The following is a 14661-nucleotide window of genomic DNA, read 5'->3' as shown; positions in this document are numbered from 1 at the left end:
ATGCTCCGGACACCCCGTACGCCGACTGGACGACGCGGGGAGGAGAGCATCGACGTGGCGCGGGTAGAGCGGGTGCATCCGGGGCGGCAGGCGCTGGCCGACGGTCTGGTCGAACTGGAACGGAAGGCTCTGCGGAGCAAGCCCGGATGGTCCCGCGCCAAGGCCTGCAGTGCTGCAGCCCTTTCCCCCACGACAGCGGGGGAGTGGTTCAAGGCCCGGAGTGCTCCGAAGGACTTCGATCCGCTGTGGAAGCTGGTCACCGTACTGCTGGACTGGAGGGACGGGTCACCGAAGGACCCGAAGAGCCGCGCGCAGCGTCAGGCCGAGGAACACTGGTGGCGGGCGGCCTGGAAGCTGGCGGCCACGTCAGCCGGCTCTCCCGGCCTGCCGAAGCAGTCGGCGGCCGGAGACCGGACGGGAGACGGGGTGGATCACGCCGACCGCTTTCCCCGCGACGCGGGCCCTCGACTTCCGGCTCCCAGGGACCAGGGTGGCGCTGCCGCTCGTACGGCTCCTCGGTTCTCGGTGTCGCCACGGGAAATGCTCCAGGTGCGGGCGTACGGCTGGACGCAGTGTCTGGTCTTCTTGATCCGTACCGGGGATCTCGAGACGGACCGGTTGGAGGAGCTGCTCAGCGGTGAACCGGGCTCGTCCGCGAAGGAGCAACGGGACTTCTGTGGCCAGCTACGGCGAGCGCTCCAGGACGTGATGGACGCGTTCCCGGCCCGCGCTGTCGCCTCCGACGCCACCTCCAGGGCGGCGGCCATGCACGCGATGTGTCACCTTGTACGGCTGGCGGCTTGTATCGACGTCTCACTCGAAGGGCGGCCCGTGCAGGACGGACAGCCCGGAGGCGGGATGTTCGCCGCCCTCTTCACGGAGTTCGGCCGGGTGCGCCCCTCCGCGTGGCTGCCGTGGGGCCCGGTGGGTTTCGGCGGTGCAGACTGGGTGAGGAAGCTGGACACCCTTGCCAATCCCGTACTGAGCAGGGCCGTCAGGCAGGATCTCACCGTGGCGGCGGCGCTCCGCTACGACGAGTGGAGGCGGAGTATCGGCGAGTATGCCCGGGAGCTGTTCTTCCGGGTGCCGCCCGCCCATCCGACGGCAGGCTCTACGGCCGATGAGCACGACGAGGGTGCCGAGAATGCCGGGGGGATCGCCCTGGCGGCGCTCGACCACATGCTCGGCGGGTTCCGGGAACCCGCCCCGTACCACAGCCCGCTGTCGGAGAGCCTGGCCTGGGCCCCCGCACGGACGCTCACCCAGCCCTTGGTGGCAGGTGTCGGGGACCTTGCCGGACCAGTCATCCCCGACCTGGCCGTCGGCTACGTCAATCCTGCCTTCCGAACCGCGGTGTACTCCTCCCGCTCCAGTCCGCACGTGGACCGATGGTGGGACCAGCAGCCGCTGCGGGACGACCTCGAGGCCTTCCTCACCGGGCACTTCACCAGCCTTGACGCCCTGACTCGTCCGCTACTGGTTCATGGCCACCCGGGCTCTGGAAAGTCGCTGCTCACCCGTCTGCTCGCCGCGCGGCTGCCCGGCGCCGACTATCTGCCGATCAGGGTGGAGCTGCGGTCGGTGTCGGCCGCTGCCTCCGTCCGGGCCCAGATCGAGGAAGCCATCGCCGCCCAGCTCGGGGAGAGCCCCCGTTGGGCGGAGGTCGTGCGCGGGGCCCCCGACCGGATGCCGGTCGTGCTGCTGGACGGACTGGACGAACTGCTCCAGGCGGGCGGTGATAACTGGCGCTATCTGGAGCAGGTCGTGGCGTTCCAGGAGCGTGAATTCCTGAACCGGCGCCCCGTTGCTGTCCTGGTGACCAGCCGGACGGTGGTCGCCGATCGCGTCGAGATCCCCCGTGGTTGTCACATGATCCGCCTGGAGCCCTTCGATGAGCGGCGGATTGCGCGTTGGCTGGAAATCTGGAACAACGCCAACCAGGAGTACTTCGCGGACGAGAGGCTTCGCCCACTCGAGACGGCGGCCGCGTTGCAGTACAGCGAACTGGCCTGCCAGCCACTCCTCCTCCTGTTGCTGGCACTCTACGACTCCACTGGCAACGGGCTCGCCCGCACGTGGGACCGTCAGGTCAGCGGAGTGGAGTTGTACGAGCGTCTCATCCGGGAGTTCCTGATTCGCCAGGTAAACAAGGGTCACCGGCGTGATCCGGGACCGGCCTCGACGATGGTGGACGCGGAGACGGAGATGCGGCGCCTGTCCGTCGTCGCGCTCGGCATGTTCAACCGCGGTACGCAGAGCGTGTACGCCGAGGCCGTGGAGGCGGACGGACAGGTGCTCCTCGACGAGTGGGAGGAGTGGTCGGACCGGGACTTCGGCCGTTTCTTCTTCATCCATGAGGCGCAGGCCATGGTTCGTGGCAGCGCGCGCAAGACGTTCGAGTTTCTGCACGCGACCCTCGGCGAGTACCTGGTGGCCCGCAGCATCTGGTTGGCGCTGAAGGAGACCGCCGAGCAGCGCGACTGCCGGAGACTGTACGCTCTGATGTCCTTCACTCTCCTCGTCGAACGGTCGCAGGTCGCCGAGAACCTGGCCGAGTTGCTCGGAGCGGTCGAACAGCCGCTGCGCGGCGAGCTTCCCGGACTGCTTGACCGGCTGCTGCGCGATGCGCTCGACGGGATCCCGCCGGGCGGCAAGCTGGGCTACGAACCAAGGAAGTTGAGCGGACTGACCCGGCTGGCCTGTTACACCGCGAATCTGGTGGTGATCAGGACGATGCTCGATACAGAGGTGAGGGTCTCCGCCTTGCTACGGACGCGCACGCCCAAAGAGGCTTGGCGCCGGCTCACCGGCCTGTGGGAGTCCCAACTCGACGCCATGTCGTGGGACGTGATGAGCCGGGCAATCTCCACCGAACGGATCCTGGCCGAAGACGCCTCTGCGAAAGGGGAGCCGGGCACGGAAGCCGACGTCGTTCTGCGCAGGTCGAGTCAGCTACCACATCAGCAGGCACGGAGGGATTCCGTTGTACGGCCGCTCAGTGTCGACAATGGGTTGGGCCTCGTCCGCCGGGCCGAGTTCGGTCGTGGCCTGGATGACGAACAGTTGCTCCTCGCGATGGGGATCGCGCTGGCCACGTTCCCGGAGGCGCTTGGGCCCGAGCAGGTATCGGGGTGCAGGGCGGCCGGGGTACGGGCCCTGATCGACATCCTGCTAGCTGGTGCCGCCCGGCCCGTGGAGCGGCTCGATGCGGCCGGGTGGCTCCAGCGCTTCCTGGACTGTGTCGGGCTCCTCGATGAGCTCCAGGAGGATCTCCTAGCTGTCTTCCTGCCCGCTGTGGTGCGCGGACTGGATCGCGAGTTTCGGCGCCTTCCCTTGGAGCATGTGCCGCACCTGCTCCTGAGCCTGGCCGCGCAAACCGCCCGCCTCAGCGACCGCTACGAGGAGCGGTACGTGCTCCGCAGGTGTCTCATCCATCTGCGCGAACATGCGAGCGAGGACGCCGAATGGCTCAGCAAGGTGAAACAGACCGGGGCGGAGCTGGACGAGATCTTCCTGGCTGGTGGGCCCAATTTGACGGGCTCACGCCGGTGACGTTGGTCGGTCCTCTCAGCTACCCATGTCAGCAGGACGGTCCTGTCGCCCGCCGCAAGGCTGCGGCGGGCGACAGGACCGTGTCGTGCGGGCGCGGACGATAACTTCCGCACGACCCCGTTGAGAACCGTCCGGTCGTCCAGCCGGGGCCGAGCCTGGGCAGGCAGGGCAGCAACGGGCCGATGAGTTCGCACTCGGCATCGGACAGTTCATGGCGATGTATCACCGCTCCGTGATCCAGAAGCCGAGATCGTTTTGACGACACGCTCTAGGAGACGCCCGGGGCGAGCGTGGCCAGGTAGTTGTCCAGGGTGCGGTGCGGGGTCCAGCCCTGGGACCGGGCCCGGGTCAGGTCCAGGACCACCGGGTGGGCCAGCTGGTCCACCGCGTAGCGGCTGAGGGCCGGTTCGCCGCCGCGCGCGAGCACCTCCGCCGCGCGGGCCGCCGCACGGGCCGCCCCGACCGGGAGGTGCCGGATGCGGGCGGCGATGCCGTGCGCGTGCAGGACCCGGCGTACGGCGGCGTCGCGCGCGTAGGGCGCCGCGTCGGCCACGTTGTACGCGCCCGGGGCCCAGCCGGCGGCCGCCGCGAGGGCGGCATCGGCCAGGTTCTCCACCGCCGTCAGGCTGAGCGGGACGTCCGGACCCGGCAGCAGCAGGGTCCCGGCCCGGACCCGGGAGAGCAGCCGTGGCAGCAGGGTGCCGTCGCCGGCCCCGTACACGGCCCGCGGCCGCAGCACCACCGCCCCCGCGGCCAGCGCGAGGGCCTCGCCCGCCGCCTTGGTGCGGCCGTACGCGTTCAACTGCCCGGCGCGCGGGTGGTCCTCGCGGACCAGGGCGCGGTCGCGGCGCGGATCGTAGACGCTGGCACTGCTCACCCAGACCACGGGCCGGTCGCCGGCGGCCTGCAGCAGCCGTTCGGTGCCGGTGACGTTGACCGCGTACATCTCCGCCTCGGCGGGGGAACCGGGGGCCGGGTCGCCGACCGCGGCCGCGCAGTGCACGACGACGTCGACCCCGGCCAGGTCCGGGAGTTCGCGGGCCGCATCCCAGAACCGGTGCTCCCCGACGGGCCCCGGCCGCCGCCCCAGACACACCACCTCGGCCCCGCACGCCACGGCGGCCCGCGCCACGTGCCCGCCGCAGAACCCGCTCGCCCCGGTGACGGCCACCCGCAGCCCCCGGCCCACGGCCGTCCGGGTGGCTGCGGCTGCGGCTGCGGCTGCGGCTGCGGTGCGGCCGGTCCGGTCGGCGTTCATGAGGTGGCCTTCACGGTCAGCAGGCGCCAGCCCGGCAGGGCGGCCCGGCGGTCGACCCGGGCGCGGGTCACCACCGGCCGGTACGGGGCCAGGGCCGCCAGGGTGTCGGCCAGCTGGATGCGGGCCAGGCGGGCACCGGGGCAGGCATGCGCGCCGGCGCCGAACACCAGGTGGGCCAGGGCCGGATCGGCCGGGGCGAGGGCGTCCGGGTCGCGGACGTGTGCCTGCGCGGCGTGCCGGGCGACCAGCAGCAGCCGGTCGCCGCTGCGGACCGGGCAGCCGCCGACCGTCCCGTCGGCCGCCGCCGCACGGGGCAGCAGCGGCGAGGCCGCGGTGACCCGCAGCAGCTCGTCGGCCAGCCGGAACCGCAGCGCAGGGTCCGCGGCCTGGTCCCACAGAGCGGCGTCGGCGCACCACGCCACCGCCCGCGGCAGCGCGGCCACGGTGGTGTTGACGGCGGCTACCGCCACCATCGCCCCCAGCGCATCGCCCCCACCCATCCCGCCGGCCAGAACCGGGGCATCGCCGGACGGCGGCAGGGACGGCGCGGTGAGGGGGCGGCTCAGGAGGGACTGCAGCATGCGGGCCGTTCGGGCGGCCGCCGCGCTCGCGCCCGGGCGGCGCGGGCCCGGCAGGTGGGTGCGCACCGACGCGGCCGCGGCGTCCGCGGCGGCCCGTGCCACCGCCACCGGGTCGGCGTCCGTGCCCAGCAGCCGGCAGACCACCGCCCCGGCCAGTTCCCGCGCGAGCGCGGCCATGTCGACCTCGCGGCCCTGCGCGAGCGGCGCCAGTCGGCGGGTGAGCAACGGCTGCCACTGCGCGCGCAGTTGCTCCACCCCGGCCGCACCGAGCGCCTCCGAGAGCCCCCGCCGGTCCGCGCGGTGCCCGCTGCCGTCCTGATCGAACAGCACGCCGCCGGTGCCGCCGGCCGCCGTGTGGTCGCGCCCTGCCGAGCCGACGAGCCCGACGCGCGCCGCACTGCCGCCGGTGTCGGCCGTCGTGCGGCCGAGGTGCGCCGACGGGGCGAGCGCCGCGCGTGCCGAGCCGCCGGTGTCGGCCGTCGTGCGGTCGGGCTTCGCCGAACCGGCGGGCGTCGGGCGGTCCGGGTTCGGTGGTGGGGCCAAGGCGGTGCGGGCCGCGGCGCCCGTGGTGCCGGGGGCCGTGCGGTTCAGGGGGAGGCGGGTCAGGGCCTCGCGGTAGGCCGGTGCGTCGTGGACCAGCAGCGTGCCCCCGAGCCGGCGTACGGGGCGCCCGCGCGTGGCGGCGAGCAGGGCGAACAGCAGCGGGTGGCTGCGCACGTACACCCGGCGGTCGCGCCGCCGGGCCCGGGCCTGGGTCATCGGGTCCCCCTCAGGCGGGCCGCCGCCAGCGCCGCGGCCGCCGCCCGGTCGGGTTTGCGGGAGCGTCCCGCCAGCGGGATCCGTGCGAACAGCACGGCGTCGGGGCGGGCGGAGCCCATCCGCCCCAGCGGCCCCGCCAACGCGGCGCGCAGCCCCGGTTCGGCGGCCCCGGGCTGCGGCTGTACGAGGGCCACGAGCCGCTCGTCGCCCGCGGACTCGGCGCCCCGGCCCGCCGGGATGCCGACGAGCACGGCCAGCTCCACCCCCGGCACGTGCAGCGCGGGCTCGTACAGGCCCGGGTAGATGTTCTCGGCCCTGCGCAGCACCATGTCCTTGCTCCTGCCCTCGAGGACGATCCGCCCCGCGCCGTCCAGCCGCGCCCGGTCTCCCGTACGCACCCACGGCTCGGGCTCCTCGCCCAGGTAGCGGTGCCGGGCCGCGGCCCCCGCCAGCAGCAGCTGGCCGTCCCCGTCCGGCTTCGCCGTGACACCGGGCAGCGGGGCCCCGACCAGGTCGCCCGGACCCTCGTACGCCGCCTTCTCCCGCGCCTCGACCGCGGCGGCCGGGAACAGTTCGGTGAGCGCGTACACGCCCCACGCCTCCTCGGCGCCCGCGCCGCGCACGCGGGACAGCAGCTCGGCGCTCGCCGGTGCCGAGCCCGTCCACACCCGGCCCCGGAAGCGCGCCCCCGCGCCCAGGGCGTCCCGCAGCTGCGGCGGGGTCAGATACGTGTCCCGCGGCCGCAGCCGGCGCAGCTGCCGGGCCAGGACCGCCGGGGACCGGGCCGGGAGCGCCACCGGGGCGCCGTGCGCAAGGGAGGGCACGAGCACGAAGAAGGTGCCGCCGAGCACCGGGTCGCCCGCCCCGGCCGGATCCGCGGCGCCGAACAGCGCGGAGACGGAGGCCATCCCGGCGGCCAGGCTCGCCCGGGTGTGCACCACGGCCCGGGGCCGCGAGGTGGTCCCGGAGGTGAAGACGATCACCGCATCGGCGTCGGAGTCCCCGTACGCCGGCCGGCGCCCCTGGCCGGGGACCCCGGAGCGCGCCGCGCCCAGGTCCAGCGCGGGCGCGCAGCCGGGCAGCCGCCGCCCGACGGTGGCCACGGGAGCGCCCAGCGAGGCCAGGTCCGGCAGGGCGAGCCTGGCCCGGCGGGCCAGCGGGCGCGCCCAGCCCGCGACGGCCTGCGCGGCCGCGTCGGCGAGGACGAGCGAGGGCTCGGCCAGCGCGAGGCGGGCGCGCAGCACGTCGGGCCCCGCGCCCGGATCGAGCACGGCCCCGCGCAGCCCGAGCCGCCACAGTGCGAGCATGACGGCCAGTGCCCGCGCCCCGGGCCGGACCGCGACCCCGACGGTGTCCCCGGCGCGCAGCCCGCGCGCGTGCAGCCCCGCGGCGAACGCGTCGGTCAGCTCGGCGAGTTCGCCGCGGGTGGCGCGGACCCGGGTGGCCCCGGTGCGGGTTGCGGTGAGTACGGCGGCCCGCTCGGGGCGGGCGCGCAGCGCATGGTCGAGTCGGTCGAGCATCAGCGGGGGTCCGTTCCGTGGGTGCCGCTGCCCTGGTCGAGGTACCAGCGGGCCGTGCCGGCGATCCCGTACGCCTTCAGCCGGCGCGTGGAGTTCTCCACGACCATCCGCCGGCAGTGCGTGATCCGGTCGGTGTGCCGGCGTACGGCGTTGAGGAAGAGCCGGTCGGTGGGCGAGGGGCGCCGCGGCATGCCACCGACGGCGAGGTACAGATCGGCGGTGATGGCCATGTTGTTCCCCGCGTGCATGCGGTACGGGGCCTTGAAGCCGCCCCGCCGGGCCGCGTGCTCCGGCCGCAGCCGCCCGAACAGCGCGGCCAGCCGGACCAGCCCCGCGAAACCGGCCCGGCCGAGCGGCCCGTGCTCGTCGCGCCGGGCGGTGATCCGCCCGCACACCAGGCCCGGGCGGGCCGTGAGCGCGGCCCGTGCCGCACCCGTCCACCCGGGCCGCGGCAGGCAGTCGGCGTCCGTCCGCGCGAGCAGGGTCGCACCCCGGCCGATCGCGTACCGGAATCCGGTGTCCACGGCCGAGCCGACCCCCTTCTCCGGCTCCTCGATCACCTCGACCGCGAACGGCGCCACCGCGGCGAACTCCCGTGCGATCGCAGCCGTGTTGTCCGCCGAGGCGTTGTCGACGACCAGCAGCGTGAAGTCCCGGTCGCGCTGGGCCGCGAGCGCCCGCAGGGTGTCGCCGAGGCGCGCCTCCTCCTGATGGGCGGGCACGACCACCCACAGCCGCCCGGTCACGACTTCTCCCAGACCATCGTCATGATGCTGATCCCGCCGCCCAGCCCCACACACAACACCCGTTCCCCCGGCTCCAGTTCCCCGAAGACCCGGTCCAGCTGCACACCGATGCTCGCGCTCGCGACGTTCCCGAGCTCGGGCACGGTGACCACCAGCTTCCCGGCCGGTACCCCGGTCAGCTCCGCGAACCGCTCCAGGTACGGCACCGTCACCTGGTGCACCAGCACCTTGGCGAAGCCGTCCCAGTCCATCCCCGTGCGGTGCAGGGTCCGGTCGATGACGGCCGTGCCCACCTTCTCGAAGACGCCGCGCAGTTCGTGCCCGTCACCGCGGAAGTACGTGTACGCGTCCCCGCGCGGGTACCGCGAACCGCCCCCCGGGATGCCCCCGACCTCCCAGTGCTCGGAATGCGTCTCGGTGTCCACGTCGAGGATCCCGCCGCGCTCCACCGCCTCCACGACGACGGCCGCCCCCGCGTCCCCGAACGTGTACCCGGCGAAGCCCTCGCGCAGCTCCGCCAGGTCGGCCGGCGCGTACTGCACCGCCCGGCTCGGGGTCTCCCCGGTCACGACCAGCGCCCGCCGGGCCCGCCCGGCCAGGATCATGGCCCTGGCCAGGTCGATGCCGTTCACGAAGCTGTTGCAGGCGTTGGTGACGTCCACGGCATGGGCCCGGGAGCCGAGTTCCGCCTGCACGATGTGCGCGGTCGCGGGCTCGACCATGTCGCGCGACGCCGACGCGAACACCAGCAGGTCGATGTCCATCGGGCCGAGCCCGCCGGCGGCCAGCGCCCGGCGCGCGGCGCCCACGGCGAGCGTCGAGGCGTACACACCCTCGCCCGCGACGCGGCGCGAGACGATCCCGGTGGCCTGCGTCAGCAGCCTCGGCGGCAGGGTGAGGCCGCTGCGGCGGGCCACCTCCCGCTGGAGGTCCTCCGAGGAGCGGACCTCCTCGGGCAACAGGCTGCCGACGGCGGTTATACCGGCGCGCGGCGACGGATCACACGACTGAATGAGCATGCCCCCACGATGCGACCCCGCGAGCGGCCGGACCTGAGTACGGATGCTCAGATCGGCTCCGCGCGCGGCACACCCGGCATGAGTACCTGCGCCTCCCGCCCGGCCCGACCCGTCGGTCACCCCCAACGGCGGGACAGCCAGGTCCCGTTTCCGTAGGGTGTCCCGAAGACCCGCGGGGGACACGGGGGACACGGGGGAGAGGCACATGGCAGCACGCCGGTTACCGGCGCTGGCGCAGTACCGCACCGATGCGGTGACCCGCCGACTGTGCGCAGGAGCGCACCTGGACGAGGACTTCGCCCGCGACGTGGAGGTGGAACTCACCGCGGACGGGCTGCGCGCCACCGGCCTCTCCCTCGGCATCGACCTGATGGCGCTGGCCCGCCACTCGCGCGCGGCGGTCCGGCGGATCGACGTACGGGACCGGCGCCTGGCCTGGATCTGCGCCGTCGGCGTATGGGCGGCGCTGCCGCTGCTGCTGTACGCGGTGGTCACCGCCCGGTGGGTGCTCGCGTACACGGCCGCCGCACTGGTCCTCCTCGCCTACGCGAGTGCCTGGTGGCTCGTCCACCAGGCCGAGAGCCGCTCCCGTACGGCGGCGCTCGCCGTGGAGCACGGCGCGGACCGCCCGGCGGACCTGGCCCCGGCCGTCGAACCGGAGGTGGAGCAGCGGCTGCTGGAGACGAAGCGGGCCAACGTGGTCCCGTACACGGCGAGCGCCGAGCGCACCAACCCCTTCGTCGGCAGCGGCTCCAAGCTCAAGGAGATGGTCTGGCAGCCCATCGACGTCAGCCGCCCCGCCGACGACCCGGCGGGCAACGGCGGCAAGCTGCCCATCAAGCCGTTCGACGCGGTCGACCTGCACACCTACGTGGCCCGCGAGATGGAGAAGATCGCCGGCCTCAAGGGCCTCCAGGTCCGCAACCGGCTCTACGTCATGGGGACCAACGTCCCGTACGTGGGCGCGGACCTGCTGCCGGACCGGCTGCGCCGGCCGCGCGCCCAGATCCCCAAGCAGCTGGTCCAGGCGGGCCTGATGCAGTCCGGCGCCGGCATGCGCACCTACCTCAGCCTGGTCCGGGCCGGCGAGGGCGGCCGGGCCATCGTCTCCATGCACCTGCGCGCCCGCCTCCACCACCCCAGCCTCACCTGGGAGGTGTCGGCGTACGGCATCCCCCCGCTCCAGGCGCGCTTCGGCCGGGTGAACCGGCTGCCGCTGGACGGGCTCGAGCGCTGGTGGAGCCTGGTCTCCTTCGCCACGTCCCGGACCGGGACCACCCTGCTCAAGGCCTCCTCGCGGCTCATGCAGCGGTCCGCCGAGCAGCGCAGGCGCGCCCGCGCCCTGGAGAAGGTACGGCGCGAGATCGACAAACGGCACGCACTGTACGACTACGGCGCCGAGGACAGCATCCGCGAACGCGTCGCGGACTGGAACCAGTTGGGATTCAGCGAACGCACGGACTCCCAGGACTTCCTGCAGCGCCTGCAGCAGGGCGTGCTGATAGCGACGGAGCGGTTCCTGAAGGACCACAACATCGACACCAGCTCCTACGACCAGGCGCAGCAGGTCATCAACACGCACACCTACACCTTCCAGGGCAGCGTGCAGGCGGGCGTCATCGGCGACAACGGCACGGTCAACCACCACAACGGGCCCGGTGCACAGGCCGGGCACGCCGGTCAGGGCCGAGGGACGCCCTGACCGCCACCACGATCGGGAGGGACGCATGGGCACCTTCAACTTCAACGAGAAGGTCACCGCCGGCATCATCGGCGACAACGGCACCATCAACATCGGCGGGCAGGACACCGCCGCCGAGACCCTGCGGCTGGCCGCGGAACTCGCGCAGTGGCTGCGCGACCAGGGCGCGGCCCAGGAGCGGATCGCCGCCGCCGAGACCCTGCGCGGCGAACTGGACCGGGCCGCGCAGGAGCGGCGCGCCGCCGAGCCGGGGGTGATCCGCCGCTCGCTGGAGACCATCACCCTCGGTCTCGGCGCCAGCAGCGGCGGACTCGCCCTCGCCCAGGAGATCAGCCGCCTCCTGGGCAACTGATCACGCCGGAGCGCTACTTCGACCGTACGACGGCCCGCGCGCCGCCGAAGTCCAGCTCCAGGCCCGAGCGCAGCGGCACCGTCTGTCCCGGGTCGATCCGCTGGGTGGAGCCGTCCGCGCGGGTCCCCGTCCATGCCGAGGCCGACCGGTTCGCCAGCCCGAACCGGCCCGGCTTCTGCGGGTGTTCGGTCAGCTGCGCCACCAGCGTCGCATCGCCGTAGTCGTGCCGGGCCGGCTCCGGGGCCAGATGGTGCGCCTGCACCCGCGAGGACCGGTGCAGCAGGATGTGGTGCTCGGTGCGCGGCGGCGGAGTGGTCAGCACCAGCCGCGGCGGCAGCACCAGCGTGCTCCCGCAGCTCCAGCACGTGCCCGGATCGGCGGCCCGCGGCTCGGTCATGTTCTGCTTCCCGCACTGCGCGCACTCCACCACCGCGTCGAGCACGGCCCGCAGGGTGTCCCGCCACTGCGACTCCCGGACCCGGGTCGTGGGATCGTGCAGGCCCGTCGTGAAGTTCTTGGTGAACAGGTCCCGCAGGGAGTCCGGCGCCGCCGCCCAGGTGGCCAGTACCGTCGCCTGCTCGGCCGGGTCGGGCGCGTTGGACCGGTCCTGCGGGTCGAAGACGAACAGCGGCTGCTTCCCGTACAGCTTGCGCTCCGCCGCCTCGTCGAGGCAGTGGATCGCCAGCTCACGCCTGCCCTTGAGCGGGTGGTGGTTCATCAGCAGCATGAACAGCAGGACCGACAGCGAGTGCAGATCGCTCTGGGTGCCGGGGGAGACCCCCGGGTCACCCCGCACCAGCTCGGGCGCCATGAACTCCATCGTCCCCGAGATGCCGGTGCTGTCCCCCTCCACCACCGCGTTGTCGTTGTCGCAGACCAGCACGTCGCCGGTGGCCGGGTCGAAGAAGATGTTGCCCCAGGAGATGTCCCGGTACGCGATCCCGCGCGAATGCAGGGCCTGGTACGCCTCGACCGTGTACAGGCAGGCCGTCAGCAGGGCCCGGGGCGTGGTGTGCAGCTGCCGCCGGAACAGCAGGGGCAGGCCCTTGAACCGGTCCGGGCGGATGTCCATCAGGTACCCGAACGCGCCGCGCCCGTCGGCCACGAAGTCCAGGGGCCACAGGAAGCGGTCGTCGTCGAAGCCGCGGCCCACCAGCTGTCGGACGATGTCCTCCTGGGCGGGGGTGGCGCAGGCCGGGTAGTACCACTTGAGCGCCTGGTACCCGGCGGGGGTCCGCACCCGGTAGACCTCCCCCTGGCCGCCGGCGCCGAGCAGGTCGAAGACCTCCACGCCCGTGCCGCCGTCGGTCGTCAGCAAGGTGCCGCTGTCGAGCATGCCGCTCATTCGTCTCTCCCGTACGGGTCGGTCGGTGGTGCCGCGTCAGTGGTCGTCTCCCCGGCCCCGTGGGTCCCGGCGGCCCCGTAGGTCCTGGTCGCCCCGTACGCCCCGCCGGCTGCCGCCGGTGCCGGGTGCCAGGCCGCCACCAGGGTCGTGTCGTCCCCCGAGTGCTGCGAGGCCTTGGCAAGCCATTGCGGCAGGACGGCCCGGACGGCGTCCGCGCCCTCCGCCGACAGCCGGTCGTCCAGCCCGGCCATGAACTGCAGGAAGCCCCGGTCCGAGGCGAAGCTCTTGGACAGCCCGTCGGTGGAGACCGCGACCAGCCGGGGCGCCCGCGAGGGCGCGGTCACCGGCGCCCAGTGCGTCCGTACGCGCAGCCACGCCGCCGGGCTGCACAGCGACTCCGTCTCGTCCCCCAGGTCGGCCTCGGCGGGCGCCAGCGGTACGGTCACCCGCCCGTCGTCGTCCACCACCGTCAGCTCGCCGTCGCCGAGCTGCCAGGCCGCGAACACCCGGGGCGTGAGCACCGCACCGACCAGCGTGCTCCCGTACAGCAGCAGCTTGTGCTCCTCGGACAGGCCGGGCTCCTCGTGGGAGCTGGTCCGCTCCCAGTTGCCGAGGACCTTCTCCCGCCATGCGCTGACCAGCTGGCGGGGGAAGGCGTGCTCGGCATAGTGCATCAGCCAGGCCAGGCTCGGCGGACGCTCCTCGCCGCGGGGCTGGGCGAGCGCCCCGAACCGCCGGGCCTCCTCCACGAACAGGTCCACCGCGAAACGGGAGCCCAGATGGCTGCGGGCGTGCACCGCGGAGCCGTGGCCGTCGGCCACCGCCATGATCAGCGGCTCCTCGGCGGTGCCGAGCCCCGCGACCTCGCAGTAGTCCTGGTTGCGGGTCTTGTTCACGCCCTGGACGCTCTCCCGGAGCGTGGCCCAGAGCGGAACGGGACCCGGCACGGGCCCTGGTACGGGTGGTGGTTCCGGTGACACGGGCCCGCTCACCACACGTCGTCATCGTCGTCGTCCAGCACCGGCGGAGCGTACGGCGGCTGCTTCGCCATCGCGTCCGCGGAGCCCGCCACCGGCTGCGAGGCCGCCTTGACCGCGGCCGTCGAGGCCCAGCGGATCGCCGCCGCCAGCTGCTTGGGGCTGTTCGCGTCCAGCGGCTGGAGCTCCGGATTGCCGAGGAACTCCTGCAGCACGGTGCGGTCGGCATCCGCGCCGATCGCGATGGCCACCCGTACGGCCTTGCGCCCCCACGGGGTCGCGTCGACCGCCCGCAGCCCCGCCTTCCAGTCGTCCGTCGGCACCCCGTCCGAGACCAGCGCCAGCACCGGCTTCAGCGCCCGCTGCGGCATCGGCGGGGTGTCCAGCTCCCGGGCCGCCAGCTGGAGCGCCTCGCCCAGATTGGTCATGCCGTCCACCTGGACGTCCTGCCAGGTGAAGTTCTCCACCGGAACCGGGTCCTGATGGTGCCAGCGGGCGGTGGTGGAGAACGTCATCGTGCGCAGCAGCAGTTGAGCCGCCGGATTGTCCTGCGCCACCTGGCGCATCTCCGGAACGGCCTCTCTGATCGCGTAGTTGAGCTGGCCGATCTTCTCGCCCTGCATCGAGTACGAGCAGTCGAGCAGCCAGATGAAGTGGACGGGCCGGTTCGCCATCGGCCCGCCGGGGATGTCACTCACCGCTAATCTCCTTCAACTCCCGAGCCATTGCGGTACGTACCGCACGAGCGCCGCCAGCCCGGCGGCCGCCGTCATCACGACCGCCACCACGAACAGGACCAGCATCAGCAGCCGCCCCCGCGCGATCTGCGGTGTCACCATGGGGTGTTGCC

Annotated in this window: 12 protein-coding genes; 3 read left to right on the top strand and 9 right to left on the bottom strand. The window is 73.5% G+C overall.

The window, feature by feature from the left end:
- Nucleotides 1-54: 54 nt before the first annotated feature.
- The gene (locus ACFYXK_RS07915; RefSeq protein WP_389410299.1) at nucleotides 55-3552 is read left to right on the top strand and encodes an NACHT domain-containing protein; all 3498 of its coding nucleotides are present in this window, start codon (nucleotides 55-57) and stop codon (nucleotides 3550-3552) included.
- A gap of 268 nt (nucleotides 3553-3820) precedes the next feature.
- Here ACFYXK_RS07915 and ACFYXK_RS07910 read toward each other — a convergent pair whose 3' ends face one another.
- Genes ACFYXK_RS07910 through ACFYXK_RS07890 form a run of 5 tightly spaced genes read right to left on the bottom strand, consistent with a single transcriptional unit; the run spans nucleotide 3821 to nucleotide 9435 of the window.
- Nucleotides 3821-4810, bottom strand: coding sequence for an NAD-dependent epimerase/dehydratase family protein (locus tag ACFYXK_RS07910; protein WP_389410298.1), 990 nt, complete (start codon nucleotides 4808-4810; stop codon nucleotides 3821-3823).
- Nucleotides 4807-6150, bottom strand: a complete 1344-nt coding sequence (locus tag ACFYXK_RS07905; protein WP_389410297.1) for a cytochrome P450 — start codon at nucleotides 6148-6150, stop codon at nucleotides 4807-4809. The genes ACFYXK_RS07910 and ACFYXK_RS07905 overlap by 4 nt, the downstream gene beginning before the upstream one ends.
- A complete protein-coding gene (locus ACFYXK_RS07900; RefSeq protein ID WP_389410296.1) occupies nucleotides 6147-7670 on the bottom strand; it encodes a class I adenylate-forming enzyme family protein in 1524 nt (507 codons plus the stop codon). Before ACFYXK_RS07900 ends, ACFYXK_RS07905 begins: the two co-directional genes overlap by 4 nt.
- Complete coding sequence (locus tag ACFYXK_RS07895; RefSeq protein ID WP_383508913.1) at nucleotides 7670-8416, bottom strand: glycosyltransferase; 747 nt, start codon at nucleotides 8414-8416, stop codon at nucleotides 7670-7672. Before ACFYXK_RS07895 ends, ACFYXK_RS07900 begins: the two co-directional genes overlap by 1 nt.
- A complete protein-coding gene (locus ACFYXK_RS07890; RefSeq protein WP_389410295.1) occupies nucleotides 8413-9435 on the bottom strand; it encodes a 3-oxoacyl-ACP synthase III family protein in 1023 nt (340 codons plus the stop codon). The genes ACFYXK_RS07895 and ACFYXK_RS07890 overlap by 4 nt, the downstream gene beginning before the upstream one ends.
- Before the next feature lie 205 nt (nucleotides 9436-9640).
- Between ACFYXK_RS07890 and ACFYXK_RS07885 the strand changes: the two genes are divergently transcribed.
- Entirely contained in the window at nucleotides 9641-11137 is a 1497-nt protein-coding gene (locus ACFYXK_RS07885) for a hypothetical protein (protein WP_389410294.1), read from the top strand.
- A gap of 25 nt (nucleotides 11138-11162) precedes the next feature.
- Nucleotides 11163-11489, top strand: coding sequence for a hypothetical protein (locus ACFYXK_RS07880; RefSeq protein WP_389410293.1), 327 nt, complete (start codon nucleotides 11163-11165; stop codon nucleotides 11487-11489).
- A gap of 13 nt (nucleotides 11490-11502) precedes the next feature.
- On the opposite strand, the gene ACFYXK_RS07875 is transcribed toward ACFYXK_RS07880, so the two are convergent.
- From ACFYXK_RS07875 to ACFYXK_RS07860, 4 genes are all read right to left on the bottom strand, one after another.
- Nucleotides 11503-12834: a protein kinase gene (locus ACFYXK_RS07875; protein ID WP_389410292.1), complete on the bottom strand. Its 1332-nt coding sequence runs from the start codon at nucleotides 12832-12834 to the stop codon at nucleotides 11503-11505.
- Nucleotides 12831-13730, bottom strand: a complete 900-nt coding sequence (locus ACFYXK_RS07870) for a PP2C family serine/threonine-protein phosphatase (protein ID WP_389410291.1) — start codon at nucleotides 13728-13730, stop codon at nucleotides 12831-12833. The genes ACFYXK_RS07875 and ACFYXK_RS07870 overlap by 4 nt, the downstream gene beginning before the upstream one ends.
- Nucleotides 13731-13822: 92 nt before the next feature.
- Nucleotides 13823-14485, bottom strand: a complete 663-nt coding sequence (locus ACFYXK_RS07865) for a VWA domain-containing protein (protein ID WP_389410550.1) — start codon at nucleotides 14483-14485, stop codon at nucleotides 13823-13825.
- Between the two features lie 36 nt (nucleotides 14486-14521).
- On the bottom strand, nucleotides 14522-14650 hold the full coding sequence (locus tag ACFYXK_RS07860; protein WP_266634302.1) for a hypothetical protein: 129 nt from the start codon (nucleotides 14648-14650) through the stop codon (nucleotides 14522-14524).
- Between the last annotated feature and the right edge of the window lie 11 nt (nucleotides 14651-14661).

This window comes from Streptomyces sp. NPDC002209 (assembly GCF_042890265.1).
Lineage (GTDB): Bacteria > Actinomycetota > Actinomycetes > Streptomycetales > Streptomycetaceae > Streptomyces.
This window is presented reverse-complemented; position numbering and strand designations above follow the sequence as displayed.

Coding starts and splice junctions, on each gene's coding strand:
- ACFYXK_RS07910 (WP_389410298.1), bottom strand. CDS start 4,810: ATGAACGCCGACCGGACCGGCCGCACCGCAGCCGCAGCCGCAGCCGCA.
- ACFYXK_RS07905 (WP_389410297.1), bottom strand. CDS start 6,150: ATGACCCAGGCCCGGGCCCGGCGGCGCGACCGCCGGGTGTACGTGCGC.
- ACFYXK_RS07900 (WP_389410296.1), bottom strand. CDS start 7,670: ATGCTCGACCGACTCGACCATGCGCTGCGCGCCCGCCCCGAGCGGGCC.
- ACFYXK_RS07890 (WP_389410295.1), bottom strand. CDS start 9,435: ATGCTCATTCAGTCGTGTGATCCGTCGCCGCGCGCCGGTATAACCGCC.
- ACFYXK_RS07885 (WP_389410294.1), top strand. CDS start 9,641: ATGGCAGCACGCCGGTTACCGGCGCTGGCGCAGTACCGCACCGATGCG.
- ACFYXK_RS07880 (WP_389410293.1), top strand. CDS start 11,163: ATGGGCACCTTCAACTTCAACGAGAAGGTCACCGCCGGCATCATCGGC.
- ACFYXK_RS07875 (WP_389410292.1), bottom strand. CDS start 12,834: ATGAGCGGCATGCTCGACAGCGGCACCTTGCTGACGACCGACGGCGGC.
- ACFYXK_RS07865 (WP_389410550.1), bottom strand. CDS start 14,485: ATGGCGAACCGGCCCGTCCACTTCATCTGGCTGCTCGACTGCTCGTAC.
- ACFYXK_RS07860 (WP_266634302.1), bottom strand. CDS start 14,650: ATGGTGACACCGCAGATCGCGCGGGGGCGGCTGCTGATGCTGGTCCTG.